13 protein-coding genes are annotated in these 15,920 nt (G+C 64.1%); 7 read left to right on the forward strand and 6 right to left on the reverse strand.

The genetic code is table 11. The features are described 5' to 3' along the window. Positions 1–99: 99 nt before the first annotated feature. Positions 100–486: an SHOCT domain-containing protein gene (locus IV091_RS11070; protein WP_293468624.1), complete on the reverse strand. Its 387-nt coding sequence runs from the start codon at positions 484–486 to the stop codon at positions 100–102. 12 nt (positions 487–498) lie between these two features. Between IV091_RS11070 and IV091_RS11075 the strand changes: the two genes are divergently transcribed. Continuing rightward, complete coding sequence (locus IV091_RS11075) at positions 499–1,092, forward strand: phage integrase N-terminal SAM-like domain-containing protein (RefSeq protein ID WP_293468626.1); 594 nt, start codon at positions 499–501, stop codon at positions 1,090–1,092. A 59-nt stretch (positions 1,093–1,151) separates the two neighbouring features. On the opposite strand, the gene katG is transcribed toward IV091_RS11075, so the two are convergent. The 4 genes from katG to IV091_RS11095 all read right to left on the reverse strand — a co-directional run bounded on the left by katG (position 1,152) and on the right by IV091_RS11095 (position 7,439). Continuing rightward, complete coding sequence (gene katG / locus IV091_RS11080; RefSeq protein WP_293468628.1) at positions 1,152–3,350, reverse strand: catalase/peroxidase HPI; 2,199 nt, start codon at positions 3,348–3,350, stop codon at positions 1,152–1,154. 184 nt (positions 3,351–3,534) lie between these two features. Continuing rightward, positions 3,535–4,707 carry an ABC transporter substrate-binding protein gene (locus IV091_RS11085; protein WP_293468630.1) on the reverse strand — a complete coding sequence of 391 codons (1,173 nt, stop codon included), beginning with the start codon at positions 4,705–4,707 and terminating at the stop codon, positions 3,535–3,537. Positions 4,708–4,927: 220 nt separating this feature from the next. After that, positions 4,928–6,190 carry an FtsX-like permease family protein gene (locus IV091_RS11090; protein ID WP_293468632.1) on the reverse strand — a complete coding sequence of 421 codons (1,263 nt, stop codon included), beginning with the start codon at positions 6,188–6,190 and terminating at the stop codon, positions 4,928–4,930. A gap of 4 nt (positions 6,191–6,194) precedes the next feature. Next, positions 6,195–7,439: an efflux RND transporter periplasmic adaptor subunit gene (locus IV091_RS11095; RefSeq protein ID WP_293468634.1), complete on the reverse strand. Its 1,245-nt coding sequence runs from the start codon at positions 7,437–7,439 to the stop codon at positions 6,195–6,197. A 224-nt stretch (positions 7,440–7,663) separates the two neighbouring features. Between IV091_RS11095 and IV091_RS11100 the strand changes: the two genes are divergently transcribed. Next, positions 7,664–9,214 carry an acetyl-CoA hydrolase/transferase family protein gene (locus tag IV091_RS11100; protein ID WP_293468636.1) on the forward strand — a complete coding sequence of 517 codons (1,551 nt, stop codon included), beginning with the start codon at positions 7,664–7,666 and terminating at the stop codon, positions 9,212–9,214. Positions 9,215–9,265: 51 nt separating this feature from the next. On the opposite strand, the gene IV091_RS11105 is transcribed toward IV091_RS11100, so the two are convergent. Further along, positions 9,266–9,940 carry a FadR/GntR family transcriptional regulator gene (locus tag IV091_RS11105; RefSeq protein ID WP_293468638.1) on the reverse strand — a complete coding sequence of 225 codons (675 nt, stop codon included), beginning with the start codon at positions 9,938–9,940 and terminating at the stop codon, positions 9,266–9,268. A gap of 288 nt (positions 9,941–10,228) precedes the next feature. Between IV091_RS11105 and IV091_RS11110 the strand changes: the two genes are divergently transcribed. From IV091_RS11110 to IV091_RS11130, 5 genes are all read left to right on the forward strand, one after another. Beyond that, on the forward strand, positions 10,229–11,104 hold the full coding sequence (locus IV091_RS11110) for a fumarylacetoacetate hydrolase family protein (protein ID WP_293468640.1): 876 nt from the start codon (positions 10,229–10,231) through the stop codon (positions 11,102–11,104). Positions 11,105–11,153: 49 nt separating this feature from the next. Then, the gene (locus IV091_RS11115; protein ID WP_366806997.1) at positions 11,154–12,137 is read left to right on the forward strand and encodes a tripartite tricarboxylate transporter substrate binding protein; all 984 of its coding nucleotides are present in this window, start codon (positions 11,154–11,156) and stop codon (positions 12,135–12,137) included. 112 nt (positions 12,138–12,249) lie between these two features. Continuing rightward, complete coding sequence (locus IV091_RS11120) at positions 12,250–13,221, forward strand: tripartite tricarboxylate transporter substrate binding protein (RefSeq protein ID WP_293468642.1); 972 nt, start codon at positions 12,250–12,252, stop codon at positions 13,219–13,221. Positions 13,222–13,227: 6 nt separating this feature from the next. Further along, positions 13,228–13,686, forward strand: coding sequence for a (2Fe-2S)-binding protein (locus tag IV091_RS11125; protein WP_293468644.1), 459 nt, complete (start codon positions 13,228–13,230; stop codon positions 13,684–13,686). Beyond that, positions 13,683–15,827, forward strand: a complete 2,145-nt coding sequence (locus IV091_RS11130; protein ID WP_293468646.1) for a molybdopterin cofactor-binding domain-containing protein — start codon at positions 13,683–13,685, stop codon at positions 15,825–15,827. The genes IV091_RS11125 and IV091_RS11130 overlap by 4 nt, the downstream gene beginning before the upstream one ends. Positions 15,828–15,920 lie beyond the last annotated feature (93 nt).

A 15,920-nucleotide genomic window follows, 5' to 3' on the forward strand; every position in this document is an offset into this window, starting at 1 on the left:
CGCGGAGGCAGGTGCTGTAGCGGGTCAGCGTGAGCGAGGAGTTAGGCGTCATCGCAGGTTATGGCTGAGGATCACGCTCTGGAGCTCGAACTGGCAGGCTCACTTGAGGAGAAGTGACTTTCTGGCTTGAAATTCTTCATCACTGAGTACGCCCTTGTCTCGAAGATTAGCGAGCTTTTCGAGTTCGTCTGCCACAAGATGTGACGATCCAGGTAGTTCTACGGCTGCCGCTTGAACAACTGGCCCAGGATTCTGAACGGATTTGAGTGCTTCTATCTGCCGATCCTGATCTTCACGGCGAAGCCGTGTCTTTCTCGCCTCTTCGGCCAAGTTAGATTTAGTGAGTAGAACTATTAGTCCAACTAGTGGAGAAAGCAAAGCTGAAAGCAAGAAGTAGTCGAACGCCAGACTGCAACTAACCCAGCGTAAGCCCGGTAACCCGCTTGACATCTTGTCTTTTGGCGTAAATACTGTGTTTTTATACATGGTTTTTATTCTATGAACTCTGTCGCCTATCTTCCCCAATCCAAGCGCCTGCTGGAGCAGGTGAGTGAGGTGCTACGTTACAAACACTATAGTCTGAAAACTGAGCAGGCTTACCTCTACTGGGTTCGCTTTTCCGTTCGCTGGCATGGGCGTGACGGGCAGATGCAGCACCCCCGTAGCATGGGCGGTGCTGAGGTGACGCAGTTTCTGACTGTGCTCGCCAACGAGCGCAGAGTGTCGGTGTCAACGCACAATCAGGCGCTCAGTGCCTTGCTGTTTTTGTACCGCGAGGTGCTGGCAATTAATTTGCCCTGGCTGACCGAGGTCCAGCGCCCGACCCGTCCCAGGCGAATTCCCTCTGTTTTGACCAAGGCCGAAGTCGCGTCCCTTTTGGGCGCGATGGATGGCGAGATGGCTTTATTGGCCAAACTGCTGAATGGCACGGGCATGCGCTTGATGGAAGGCTTGCGCCTGCACCGGGTCCATGCACGCGGCGCTGCGGGCCGGAATCGCGGCGGCGGCCAGCCCCACAGACAAGCTACGCCAGCAGCACCAGCGACGGGTCAAACCGGGCAGCAAACAGCGGACTGCCGGCGGGACTTTTAACGACAAAAAATACCACCAGCAGCCCGCAGGCCAGCACCGAGCCGCCCTGCCTGCAAAGATCATGCAAGGTCGAAGCGATCAAGGTTCATGACCTTGTTCCAGGCCGACACAAAATCATGCACGAACGCCTGCTGCGCGTCGCTGCAGGCATAGGCTTCCGCGAGGGCGCGGAGCTGGGAGTTGGAACCGAAGACGAGATCAACGACGGTGCCCGTCCACTTGAGCTCGCCCGTCGCCCTATCCTGCCCCTCCAGCACGCCTTCGGAGGTGGCGGACTTCTGCCACTTCGTGCGCATGTCGAGCAGGTTCACGAAGAAATCGTTGGTCACTGTTTCGGGCCGCTTGGTGAAAACACCGTGCCCGGATTGCCCGAAGTTTGCCCCCAGGGCGCGCAGGCCACCGACCAGAACCGTCATTTCGGGCGCGGTCAGCGTCATGAGGTTTGCACGATCCACCAGTTGCTCGGCCGCCGATCCCTCCTGTCCCTTGCGGATGTAGTTGCGGAACCCGTCTGCAGTCGGCTCCAGCACGGCGAACGCGTCCACATCGGTCTGCGCCTGGGAAGCATCCATGCGTCCTGGCGAGAAGGGGACCGTTACCTCTTGTCCGGCCTTCCTGGCAGCTGCCTCGACGGCCGCGCAGCCGCCCAGCACGATCAGGTCGGCAAGTGACACCTTTTTCCCGCCGGACTGCGCGCTGTTGAAGTCCTTCTGGATCGCTTCCAGTGTCTGAAGAACCTTCGCCAGTTCGGCCGGCTGGTTGACGGCCCAGTCCTTCTGCGGCGCCAGTCGAATGCGCGCCCCGTTCGCCCCGCCGCGCTTGTCGCTGCCGCGGAACGTTGCTGCCGACGCCCAGGCCGTCGTGACCAGCTGGGAGATGGAAAGTCCGGATGCGAGTACCCTGGCCTTCAAGGCGGCGATGTCCTGCGCCCCGATCAATTCATGATCCACCGCGGGAATCGGGTCCTGCCAGATCAGCGGCTCTGCAGGAACGAGCGGGCCCAGATAGCGCGAGACAGGGCCCATGTCGCGGTGCGTCAGCTTGAACCAGGCCTTGGCGAAGGCGTCAGCGAAGGCTTGCGGATTCGCGAGGAAGTGCCTCGAAATCTTCTCGTAAACCGGGTCCATCCGCAGGGCGAGGTCGGCCGTGGTCATCATGGGGGCATGCCGCTTCGACGCATCATGGGCATCGGGCACGGTGCCGGCTGCGGAGGCGTCTTTGGGCGTCCACTGCTTCGCACCGGCAGGGCTCTTGGTCAACACCCACTCGTACTTGAACAGGATGTTCAGGTAGTCGTGGTCCCATTGGATGGGGTTGGTGGTCCATGCGCCTTCTATCCCGCTGCTGATCGTGTGAACACCCTTGCCGCTGCCAAAGCTGTTTTTCCAGCCCAGGCCTTGCTCCTCGATGCCGGCAGCCTCGGGTTCGGGACCGACATACTGGCCCGGGTCGGCGGCGCCGTGGCACTTGCCGAAGGTGTGCCCGCCGGCGACAAGCGCCACCGTCTCCTCGTCATTCATCGCCATGCGGGCGAAGGTCTCCCGGATATCCCTTGCCGAAGCGACCGGATCGGGATTGCCATTGGGCCCTTCCGGATTCACGTAGATCAGGCCCATCTGAACGGCGGCCAGGGGGTTCTCGAGTTCCCGGTCTCCGCTATAGCGCTCGTCTTCCAGCCACTTGCCCTCGGGGCCCCAGTAGACGTCTTCTCCAGGCTCCCAGGTGTCCTCGCGCCCGCCGGCAAAACCGAAGGTCTTGAATCCCATCGACTCCAGCGCGACGTTGCCGGTAAGAACCATCAGGTCGGCCCAGGAGAGCTTGCTGCCGTACTTCTGCTTGATGGGCCAGAGCAAGCGGCGCGCCTTGTCGAGGTTCACGTTGTCCGGCCAGCTGTTCAGGGGCGCAAACCGCTGTGCGCCGGAGCCCGCGCCGCCGCGACCATCAGCGATACGGTAGGTGCCGGCGCCATGCCACGCCATGCGGATGAAAAACGGCCCATAGTGGCCGTAGTCCGCGGGCCACCAGTCCTGCGAATCCGTCATCAAGGCATGGAGGTCCTTGACCACGGCGTCCAGGTCGAGACTCTTGAACGCCTCTGCGTAATTGAACGCCCTGCCCATGGGATTGGACAGCTCGGAGTGCTGGTGCAAGATCTTCAGGTTCAGTTGATTGGGCCACCAGTCTGCGTTGGATGGACCCGCAGCCACTGTGGGTTTACGAGCGCCGCCCGAGAACGGGCACTTTGCTTCGGTTGACATGGCTATCTCCTTTGGTTGTCTGCAATTTGATAACCGGTTCAGTTTAGAGCGCAGGCACCGATCAATCAATTAGGTTTTCTTAATGGCAGCTATAGCGTTGAGCGGGCGCCCGGCGCGATTTGAGCCGCTGCGCAGGGGTGCCATGGGCTGTTGCAGCTCAAACAGCAGCGCAGCAGCCGTCATCTCATTTGCTCTTGCCCGGATCCTTCACATCCCTGATCGTCGCGAACTCAACGTTGAAGAGCTGACCGTCCTTGCGCTCGACCTTGCGGATGTAGACGTTGTGAACAACGTCCCGGGTCTGCGCGTCGATGAACATCGGCCCGCGCGGACTCTCGAAGATCTGGCCTTTCATGGCCGCCAGCAATGCGTCGCCGCCGCCCGCGCCCTTGGTGGCCTTGATGGCTTCGTAGATCACGCGCATGCCATCGTAGGCGCCCACGGCCATGAAATTGGGCCGCAGCTTGTTGTTGGCGTTCATGAAAGCCTCCACGAATTTCTTGTTCAGCGGCGAGTTGTGCGCGGCTGAATAGTGGTGTGCGGTCACCACGCCATTGGCCACATCGCCCATGCTGTTCAGGATGTCGTCGTCGGTCACGCTGCCCTCCGCGATCATGCGAATGCCCGCCTTGTCCAGACCGCGTTCGGCAAACTGTTTCATGAGCGCCGAGCCCGCCCCGGATGGCACGAAGGCGAACAAGGCGTCAGGCTTGGCGTCGCGGACCTTCTGGAGGAAGGGGGCGAAATCGGGGTTGCGCAGCGGCACGCGAAGCGTCTCGATCACCGTGCCGCCATTGGCTACAAAGGTTTCCTTGAAATACTTCTCGGAGTCCATCCCCGGACCGTAGTCCGTGACCAGGCTCACCACTTTCTTGATGCCGTTTTTAGAGGCCCAGTCGGCCAGGACGGTCACCACCTGCGGCACGGTAAAACTGGTCCGGATCATGTAGGGAGACGCTTCAGTGATGCTCGAGGTGGCTGCAGCCATCACGACCAGGGGCGTTTTGGACTGCGTGGCGATGGGCGCGCTGGCCAGCGCCAGCGGCGTAAGGCCAAAGCCTGCCAGCACGTTGACCTTGTCGTTGACGACCAGTTCCTGCGCGATGCGCTTGGTGACATCGGGCGTGCCGGTGTCGTCCTTGACGATCAGCTCCACTTTCCTGCCGCCCACGCTGCTGCCGTTTTGCGCCATGTACAGGCGCGCGGCGGCTTCCAGTTGCTTGCCCGTGGAGGCGAACGGCCCCGACAAGGGCACGATCAGTCCAATCTTGAAAGTCGCCTCCTGGGCCAGGACGTTGCCTGCACCTGCCGCCAGTGCAACCGCCGTCACGCCGGATAGAAATAGTCGTTTTTGCATGGTCTGTCTCCTTCATTGTTGAATACCGGTTTCATCAGCGCACGGCGCGGCCGTTGCCGCCCCTGCATTTGACAACATTTCAGCCATGACCGGGTGCCAGCGATAACCCCCCAACCCCAAGGTACAGAGGTCCCCTTGGTTTGCACCGTGGCCTATGGAATGCGCCTTATGTTTCGAATGTCAACGACCGGCTTTCGCTGCGCTGACCGACCGCAAAATCTCACGCCCGTATCGCCTGCACCGGGTCCATGCGCGCGGCGCTGCGGGCTGGAATCGCGGCGGCGGCGAGCCCCACGACGCAGGCCACGCCCGAGGCCATCAGCACCAGCAGCGGGTCGAGCTGCGCGGCAAACAGCGGGCTGCCGTCGGGACTCTTGAAGACGAACGAGAACACCACCAGCAGGCCGAAAGCCAGCGCCGATCCCAGCACCGAACCCACCAGCCCGACCAGGCCGCCCTGCAGCAAGAACACCGTCATGATGCGGCGGCGCCCGGCGCCCATGGCGCGCAAAATGCCGATCTCGCGCTGCTTTTGCACCACGCTGACGACCAGCACGCTGGAAATGCCGAGCGCCACAATGATGACGACAAAGCTGCGAATCAGGTTGTTGGACACGGTCTGGTTTGACAAGGCATTGAGCAGGCCCGAGTTGGTCTGCATCCAGCTGTCCACCGTGAGCCCGGTCTGGGCGCGCAGCGTGTCCGCCACCTGGTTGGCGCTGAACAGGTCGCTCACCGTGAGGTCGATGCTCGACACGCCGCCGGGCAAATCCAGCAGCGTTTGCGCGAGTTTCAGCGTGACGAAGACCCAGCGCCGGTTCAGGTCGCGGTTGCCCATGTCAAACAGGCCGGTGATGTCCAGCGTTTCGCTGCGGCCGTCGGCGCTGGTCACGCGCAGCTTGTCGCCCACCGTCACGCCCAAGTCCTGCGCCAGGTCGCTGCCTATCAGCGCGCCGCTGCCGGTCACGTCGAAGCGGCCGCGCGTCATGTAGCTGTCCATGCGCACCACGCGCCGGTAGGCGTCGGGCTGCACGCCCAGCAGCGCCACACTCTTGCTGCTGTTGCCGCGCGACGCAAAGGCCGGGCCGCTGACCACCGGCGACACCGCCAGCACCCCGGGCGTGGCGGCCGCCAGCGCGGCAATGCGCTCCCACTGGTCGACCGGGCGCAGGCGCTGCGCGCGCGGCTGCACCACGGCGGCCACCGCGCGGTCGGCGCTGGGCGCGAGCACGCGCTGCGTGACTTCTTCGAGCGGGCGAATCACCACATGCGCCTGCGAGCCCATGACGCGGTCGATGATGGTGGACTGCAGCTGGTTGATCAGCTGGGTCAGGAAGATGATGACGGCCACGCCGCCGGTCACGCCGGCCAGGATCAGCGCGCTCTGCATCCGGCCTTCGCGCAAAAAGCGCAGCGCCACCAGCAGCTCGAACGGCATCCAGCGGGTCCAGGAACTGAGCGCGGGGCGGTGACGGGTGGTCATGGCGTTAACGGATCATGCCGGACGGCACTTCAAAACGCTGGTTGTTGACCACCACCGGGCCGGGCCGCACGCGGTCGCCGGGCAGGGCTTTTTCGGTCTGCGGGATGACCTGGTCGCCCTGCTTCAGTCCCGCCACGATTTCCACGGACCCGATGCCGCGCAGCCCCAGCGTGACCGGCGTGCGCACGGCCCGGCCCTCCTTGAGCAGCAACACCCACGGCGTCTCGCGGTCGGCGTCGCGCACTGCGCCGGATGGCAGCACCAGCGCGTCCGCTTTGGCGCCGCCCACCAGTTCCACCGACACCGTCATGTCAGGCCGCAAAAACGCGGGCGCCTGCGGCACCGCCAGCCGCACCTCGACGGTGCCGCGCTGGGGATCGACCGCCGGCGCGATGTAGCTTAGCTGCGCGTCAAACGACTGGCCGGGATAGGCGTCGGCCACGGCGCGGGCCGCCATGCCAGGCGTCAGCAGGCGCAGGTTTTTTTCGTCCACGCCGGCATCGATGCGCAGGCCGCCCTGGGCCGCCAGGCCCAGGAGCACGCGGCCGGGCTGGGCCATGCTGCCGGGCTCTGCGTTGCGCGTCAGCACCAGCGCGTCGAGCGGGCTGGTGATGACAAGGCGCGCCAGCCTGGCCTCGGCCACGGCCACCGCTGCCACCGCCTGGTCCACGCGCGACGCGGCCAGCGCGCGCTCCACGCCGCTGGGCTGGTTGGCCTGGGCCTGCAGGCGGGCCGATTCAAGGGCGCTGCGCGCGGTGTCGAGCGCACGCTGGGCATCGTCGAGTTTTTGCTGCGAAAAGAAACCCTGGGCCACCAGTTCGCGGGCGCGCTGGTGCTCGCGCGCAGCGGCCGTGAATGCGGCCTCGGCCTGCACCACGGCCTGCGAAGCCACCGGCGCCGTGACACTGGCCTGCTGGGTGGCGCGGCCGCGCGCCTCCTGCAGGGCGGCGCGGGCCTGCTGCAGCGCCGCTCTGGCTTCGGCATCCGACAGGCGCAGCAGCAGTGCACCGGCCTTGACACGGTCGCCTTCGCGCACCAGCACGTCCTGCACCGTGGCGGTGACTTCGGCGCCAATGTCCAGCCGCGCCGGCGCATTGAGCCGCCCGGTCGCCACCACCGACTGCACGATGCCGGTGCGCGCCACCGCAACCACCTGTACCGGGGTGCCGCGCTGGCGGGCCAGGCCAAGCGCTGCCACCACCGCCAATACCAGAACGGCCCCCGCAGTCCATTGAACGATTGGTTTCATGCCGCAAGCGTAGCAGGCCGGGCGCCATGCTGGACCACCGCAACCGGATGGCGAGCAGGCATATCCTGGCAATCCAGGACCAGATGAAATTCGAGCACCAAGCGATCGGGCAGGCCGACGCCAAAACCTGGAGTTGACCTAGGGTTAACCCTAGTTCAACCGGATCGGCCTGCTAAAATCTCCGGTTTGCGCTGCGGCGCCCCCACTTTCACCCGGAGCCCTTCATGCCTCTTGCCGATCGCGTGCGCAACCCCGCCCTGCACCAGAAAATCATGACGGCCGAAGCGGCCGCCGAGCTGATTCCGGCGGGCGCCAATGTCGGCATGAGCGGCTTTACCGGCGCCGGCTACCCCAAGGCCGTGCCTCAGGCGCTGGCGCAGCGCATAGAGCGCCTGCACGCCGCTGGCGAGGCCTTCCGCATCGGCCTGTGGACCGGCGCCTCGACCGCGCCCGAACTCGACGGCGCGCTGGCCAAGGCGCACGGCATCGAGATGCGCCTGCCCTACCAGTCCGACCCGGTGGTGCGCCAGCAGATCAACGCCGGGCAGATGCAGTACACCGATATCCACCTGTCGCATGTGGCGCAACTGGCCTGGTTCGGCTTTCTGGGCCACCTTGATGTGGCGGTGGTCGAGGTCGCCGGAATTTTGCCGGACGGGCGGCTGATTCCCTCGTCGTCGGTCGGCAACAACAAGACCTGGCTGGACCAGGCAGACAAGATCATCCTGGAAGTCAACACCCTGCAAAACGCCGGCCTCGAAGGCATGCACGACATCTACTACGGCACCCAACTGCCGCCGCACCGCCTGCCGATTCCGCTGACCGGACCGGGTGACCGCATTGGCGAGGCCTACCTGCGCTGCGACCCGGCCAAGGTGATCGCCGTGGTGCACACCCACCAGCCCGACCGCAATTCGGCCTTTGCCGCGCCCGACGACAACTCGCAGCGCATTGCCGGCCACATCATTGAATTCCTGCAGCACGAAGTCAAACGCGGCCGCATGCCGGCCGACCTGCTGCCGCTGCAGTCAGGCGTGGGCAACATTGCCAACGCCGTGCTGGGCGGCCTGAACGACGGCCCGTTCAAGCACCTGACGGCCTACACCGAAGTGCTGCAAGACGGCATGCTGGACATGCTGCGCTCGGGCAAGCTGACCATGGCCTCGGCCACGGCGCTGTCGTTCAGCCCCGAGGCGCTGGCAGACTTCAACGCCAACATCGATTTTTACCGCGCGCGCATCGTGCTGCGCCCGCAGGAGATCAGCAACCACCCCGAGGTGGTGCGCCGCCTGGGCGTGATCGCCATGAACGCGATGATCGAGGCCGACATCTACGGCAACGTCAACTCCACCCACGTCATGGGCACCAACATCATGAACGGCATTGGCGGCTCGGGCGACTTTGCCCGCAACGCCTACCTGTCGTTCTTCATGACGCCCTCGGTCGCCAAGGGCGGCGCCATCTCGTGCATCATGCCCATGGTCTCGCATGTGGACCACACCGAACACGATGTGGAAGTGGTCGTGACGGAGCAGGGACTGGCCGACCTGCGCGGCCTGTCGCCCACGCAGCGCGCCCGCCTCATCATTGAAAAATGCGCGCACCCGGACTACCGCCCTGCCCTGCGCGACTACTTCGAGCGCGCCCAGCAAGGCGCCGCGGGCCGGCACACGCCGCACCTGCTGAACGAGGCGCTGAGCTGGCATGCGCGCTATGTGGAAACCGGCCACATGCTGCCGGATGCGGGCCGCAAGGCGCGTTTGCATGTCGCGTAAGGGCTTGGAAGCGTAAGGGCGTAAGGCACCCGCCCAGAAGCCCTGACCGGCTCAAAAATTCAGCAAATTCTTGCGCACATGGATCAGGTGCCCCGTGGCCAGGTCTTTGGCACGCACCAGGTCGCGGTCCTTGATGGCGTCCACCAGCAGGCGGTGTTCATTTTGATAGGCGATGCGGCGCTCGGGCGTCAGGCTGCGTTTTTTCAGCAAGCCCCATTCGCCTTGCGCGCGCACCTGGTTCATCAGCTTGAAGACGCTGGAGACAAATGAATTGTGGGCGGCATCGGCGATCACCTCGTGCAGCATGCCGTCCCAGTGTTCAAACTCCTCGACCGTCCCCGCCGCTTCAGCCTTGACGCAGCACGCGTCCATGCGGGCAAAGTCGGCGGAAGTGGCGTTGCCAATCACCAGTTCAATGATCGCGGGCTCCAGCGCCAGACGCGCCTCCATCAGTTCGGACGGACTGGTCTGCTGGACGGTATCGCCCGTCGCCAGGCTCTTGAGCGCCGCTGCCGCCGCCAGGTCGGTCACATAGGTGCCGCTGCCCACGGTCTGGCTGATCAGGCCTTGCGCCTTCATCTCCTGGAACACCTTGCGAACCGTGGTTCGGCTGATCCCGAATTGCTCGCTCAACGCCCGCTCGGTGGGCAGGCGATCGCCGGCACGCCACTCGCCTGATTGCAGCTTGTGCTGGATGGTGTCGCGAAAGGGTGTGGAAATGTCCATAGTGCCTGAGTGTATTCAGAGTGAACCGAAAACGCAACCAAGTCATACCAATTTAGGCCGCATCCCTGGCTTCGCTCCCTTCAAGAAAATCGACGTTGGAACACGATTTTGCTCAAAACTTCCGCTTTTTTGCCTGTGCGGTGCGGCAGACACCACTTGACTTGAGGCCTGTTTGGTCTACCATTGGCAAACATTGGTACTTGCTGGTTGAGATTTTAACCAAGTGCCACGCACAACACCCGGGCATCGCCCGGCCCAATTACAAATTACAGGAAAAAGGACAAGCCCATGCGGATCGCCACCTATCTTCACAACGACACGCGCCAGGTCGGCCTCGTGTCCACCGACGGCCAGTACATCACCCCTTTCAAGGTCAGCGCCGAAACCGCCCAGCGCGGCGCCCTGTCCTTGATTGAAGCGCTTGCAGCCGGCGGCGCGCTGCCCCCGCTGGACACGACGACCAGCGTGGCGCTGTCGGCAGTGCGGCTCGAAGCGCCCCTGCCCCTGCCCAGGCGCAACCTGTGGTGCGTCGGCCGCAACTACCAGGCGCACGCCAAGGAGCTGTCTGCATCGGTGTTCAAGGACAACGACAGCAACCCGGAATCCTGGCCGATTGTGTTTACCAAGGTGCCCGAATGCGTGGTGGGGCCCCATGACGACGTGCGCCTGCCGGGCGCGGACATCTCGGACCAGATCGACTACGAGGCCGAACTGGCGGTGGTGATTGGCAAGGGCGGCAAGAACATCGCCCGCGCCGACGCGCTGGGCCATGTGTTCGGCTACACCATCGTCAACGACGTGACCGCCCGCGATGTGCAAATGCGCCACCAGCAGTGGGACATGGGCAAGTCCTTCGACACTTTCTGCCCCATGGGGCCGTGGCTTGTGACGGCCGACGAGCTGGACGGCACGAAGACGCGGGTGCGCTGCTGGGTCAATGGCGAGTTGCGCCAGGACGGGCCGACCGACCACATGATCTTTGACATCCCGACCCTGATCGAGACCATTTCCCGGGGCATCACCCTGTACCCCGGCGACGTGATTGCCACGGGAACACCGGCCGGCGTCGGCATGGGGCTCAAGCCCCCGCGCTACATCCAGGCGGGCGACGTCATACGCGTCGAAGTCGACGGCATCGGCGCCATCGAGAACCGTTTCATCTGATACTGACCGCAGGGTTTCACTGAAAACCCGGTTTACCTAGGAGACCACAATGAATGCACGTCGCACCGTCCTGAAAACCTTCAGCCTGCCCCTGCTTGCGGGCATGCTGGCCATGCCTGCGCTGGCACAGGAAGACTACCCCAGCCGTCCCGTCACCATGGTGGTTCCGTTTCCGCCTGGCGGCGTCGCCGACACGGTCGGGCGCCCCGTGGCCGAAGCCATGAGCCGCTTCCTGAAGCAGCCCGTCGTCGTCGAAAACAAGGGCGGTGCCGGCGGCGGTATTGGCATGGGCCAGGTGGCCAAGGCCAAACCCGATGGCTACACGGTCGTCATGGCCTTGTCGTCCTTCGTGGTGCTGCCCGAAGCCGACAAGCTGCTCAAGCGCACGCCGATGTACCAGCTTGACCAGCTCAAGCCAATCGCCCGCTTCACCGCCGACCCGACGGTGCTGGTGGTGCGCGCTGAAAGCCCCTGGAAAACCTATGCCGAATTCATCGCCTACGTGAAGTCGAATCCGGCCAAAGTGTCGTTTGGGTCGTCGGGCAATTACGGCACCATGCACGTCCCGATGGAGCAGCTGAAAGTGGCGACATCCAGCTACATGCTGCACGTGCCCTACACCGGTGCCGGCCCCGCCGTGTTTGCCTTGCTGGCGGGACAGGTCGATGCCTTGTCCACCGGACCGGCCAGCGTGCTGCAGCAGATCAAGTCAGGCAAGCTCAGGGCGCTGGCGCATTGGGGAGAAGGCCGGCTGGCCGTGATGCCCGATGTCCCGAGCTTCAAGGAGCTCGGCGTGCCCGTCGTGTACTCGCAATGGGCGGGCATGTTCGCGCCTGCGGCGACGCCGGCAGCCGTTGTGGAAAAGTTGCGCCAGGCCGCCAAATTCGCGGCGCAGGACCCGCGCGCCGTGCAGGCGCTGACCGCTGCAGGAACCTCTTTCCAGTTTCAGGATGCGCCCGACTTTGAGCGTTTCGTGCAGACCGACGCGCGCGCCATGTCATCGCTGGTCAAGCGCATTGGAAAAGTGGACTGACCCCATCAAGCCGGCCATTGGCGCCATTCCTAGGGAGGCTCAACCGTCCATTTGAAACGTCCTGAAATTAACCTTTTAGCCCCATTTAAACGACCACAAAGAGACAAGCGCCATGAAAATCAAAAACCGAATTTTGACAGCCGTCATTTCCGCATTTGCAATCACTTCAGGCTACGCCTCGGCACAAAGCTACCCCAGCCGGCCGGTCAAGATCGTGGTTCCTTTTGCGGCAAGCGGTCCTGCCGACAATTACGCGCGGTTTGTGGCGCAGCGCTTGACGGATGAGTTCAAGCAGCCTTTCGTGGTCGAGAACAAGCCTGGCGCCGGCTCCATCATTGGCACCGATTTTGTCGCAAAGTCGCCGGCTGACGGCTATACCCTGCTGATGATGTCGAACACCCAGACGGTGAACGAGTCCCTGGTCCCGAACAAGCCCTTCAACCTGGTGAAGGACTTTGTCGGCATTGCCCCGGTGAATTATTCAAACTTGCTGCTGGTCGTGCATCCCTCGGTTCCGGTCAAGAATCTGGGCGAATTGATCCAGCTCGCCAAGTCCAAGCCCGGCAAACTCAATTACGCATCGTCCGGAACGGGCACGCCCTACCACATGGCCGGCGAGTTGTTCAAATTCATGGCGGGGGTAGACATCACACATGTTCCTTACAAAGGCAGCTCCGGTGCCCGCACCGATGTGGTGGGCGGGCAGGTCGACATGATGTTTGACGCCGAGACCACCATGGCGGAATTCGCGCGGCAGGGCAAGGTCCGGGGCCTGGCCGCGACGGGGCGCACCCGCTCGGCCAACCTGCCTGACACGCCGACGGTCGCAGAAGCGGGTGTTCCCAACTATGAAGCCACCATCTGGCTAGGACTCATGGCGCCCAAAGGGACGCCACCCGAGATCGTGACCCGGCTGAACACCGAAATCCGGAAAATTGTCGCCCAGCCCGATGTCAAGGCCCTGTGGGCCAAGCAAGGGGCGATTCCCATGTCCATGACACCGTCCGAATTTGACCAGTACATCGCCTCGGACGTCACCAAATGGGAAAAGATCGTGAAGGTCTCCGGCGCCAAGCCTGACTGAGTCCTGATGCCCGCAGACATTGCGTTTGAATTGAACGGGCGCGCCGCGTCCGTTCAAGCCGACCCCGACCAGACCTTGCTGGACGTCCTGCGCAACACGCTGGGTTTGAAAGCCACACGCCAGGGTTGCGCCCTGGGGCAATGCGGCGCCTGCCGCGTGATGCTTGACGACTACGCCGTGTACGCGTGCGAAACACCGATGTGGTCCGTGGCCGGCAAGCAGGTGACCACGCTGGAGGGGCTGGGCTCTCCCGAAGCACCACACCCCCTGCAAACCGCATTTATTGAAGAGCAAGCCCTGCAGTGCGGCTACTGCACCAGCGGCATTCTCATGACCGCAGCGGCTCTGCTTAAACGCAGCCCGCACCCGTCCAGGCAAGATATTCAGGAGGCCCTGGCGGGCAATTTGTGCCGCTGCGGCGTCCACAACCGGGTCATCAAGGCCATCCTGAAAGTGGCCTCATGAGTGCGCCGCTGCTTGCAGCCAACCTGAAGAACCATCCCCGTCTGGGGCAATGGCTGGATGTGGGGCCGGACGGGAAAATTCTGGCCTTTTCAGGCAAGGTCGATATTGGGCAGGGGATTTTGCATGCCCTGCGGCTGATCGTTGCCGAAGAACTGCAGCTGCATCCCGACGAGGTGGTCATGGTCAGGGCCACGACGATGCGCAGCCCGGACGAGGCCGTGACCTCGGGCAGTTTGTCGGTTCAGGACTCGGGCACCGCCTTGCGCCACGCCGCCGCGCATTTGCGCGAAGCCTGCCGCAGCCGCCATGCTGGAAAGCACGGCGTCAGCCCCAGCGCCATTGAACTGAGCGATGGCGTTTTTACCGATCCGCAGCACATGCACAGTGCCAGCTACCTGGCGCTGGTCGACGCCGCCATGCTGGCCACCACGATTGACCCTGGCCATCTTGAGACGCGCCAGCATCAGCACCATGTCGGCGGCCATTACCCCAGACCAGACATACAGGACAAGGTGTTCGGGCAATTTGAATTCATCAATGACCTGGTGCTCCCGGACATGGTGTTTGGGCAGGTATTTCGTCCCAACACCCTGACGGCGCAATTGAATGCATCACGCGCCGCGCAGCTGGCCCAGGCGCTGTCTGGACTGCAAGGCGTCATCAAGGTCGTCCGGGACGGCCTCCTGATTGGCGTGCTGGCCGATGCCGAGCGCGTACTGGCCCGGGCTGCGGAAAAGGTCGCGCGCGCGCAGGTGTGGACGGACGCCGCCGGGGTGCCGCCCGTGGACGGGGTCACTGCCTGGCTGAAGTCGCAGCCGCTGGCATCCACCGTGGTGCTGGACCAGCCAGCCGCCACGCCGAAGGCCACACCCCTGCAGATGGTCAGCGCCGACTATGAGCGGCCTTACCTGCACCATGCGTCGATCGGCTTGTCCTGCGCGATTGCCCAGTCAAAGGGCGCCACGCTCCAGGTGTGGAGCCACAGCCAGGGCATCTTCAACTTGCGGCGCGATCTGGCGCTGGCCTTTGGCATGGACCCCGAAAGCGTCATGGTGTCCCATTGCGACGCCGCCGGATGCTACGGGCACAACGGCGCCGACGACGTGGCGTTTGACGCGTCCTGGCTGGCCAGGCAGGCGTCGGGCCGGCCCGTGCGGGTGCAGTGGTCAAGGCATGCGGAAATGGCCCACGCGCCCATGGGGCCCGCCATGGCCGTGCGCCTGGAGGCCGGGCTGGACGATGCCGGAAATTTGCTGTCGTGGACGCAGGAGGTCTGGAGCCAGGGCCACGGAACGCGGCCCGGCCGCGAAAAGACGCCCGCCTTGCTGGGCGCCTGGCAAACCGCAGACCCCTTTCCCGTCACGATGGCGGTGAATGCCGCCCTGTCGGTGGGCGGCGGGTCGGAACGCAACGCCGTGCCGCCCTACGCTATTGCCGGGGTCAAGGTGCTGAACCACCGCGTGCTGTCCATGCCGCTGCGTGTTTCAGCCTTGCGCGCACTGGGCGCGCATGCCAATGTGTTTGCCGCCGAATCCTTCATGGACGAGCTGGCCGAGCGCCATGGCCGGGATCCCCTGGCCTTTCGGCTGGCCCATCTGGAGGACGAGCGGGCCAGGGCCGTGCTCAGGGAGGCCGCCCGGCTGGCCGGCTGGGATGAGCCCGCTGCGTTGCAAGGGGGCGACGGGTCCGGCCGGGGCATAGGGTACGCGCGCTACAAGAACACCGGCGCCTACTGCGCCGTCGTGGTCGAGCTGGTCGTCGAGGAAGCCGTCCGGCTCAGCAAGCTCTACATCGCCGCCGACCTGGGGCTGGTCATTCACCCGGACGGCGCCCGCAACCAGATCGAGGGCGGCGCCATACAGGCGGCCAGCTGGTCGCTGTGCGAGTCAGCCCGGTTCGGCCCCGAGGGCGTGCATTCGGTCGACTGGGCGTCGTATCCCATCTTCCAGTTCGGCGATGTCCCCGAGGTGGAGATCAGCCTGATGGACCGCCCGGATTGCCCGGCACTGGGCGCGGGCGAATGCACCACCGGGCCCACGGCGGCGGCCATTGCCAACGCCATACACCACGCGACCGGGCTGCGGATCCGGTCCATGCCTTTCAGCGCGGACAAGCTCATGCAACTGGCGCAAGCGAGCTAAATCCCGCCTCCCCCAATCATCCCCATCATTACAAGGACCATGAACATGAACATCAACCTGCTGAGCGGCGGCGCCGCAAACGCCGCCGTCACG

The organism is Polaromonas sp. (genome assembly GCF_018780625.1).
Lineage (GTDB): Bacteria > Pseudomonadota > Gammaproteobacteria > Burkholderiales > Burkholderiaceae_C > Polaromonas.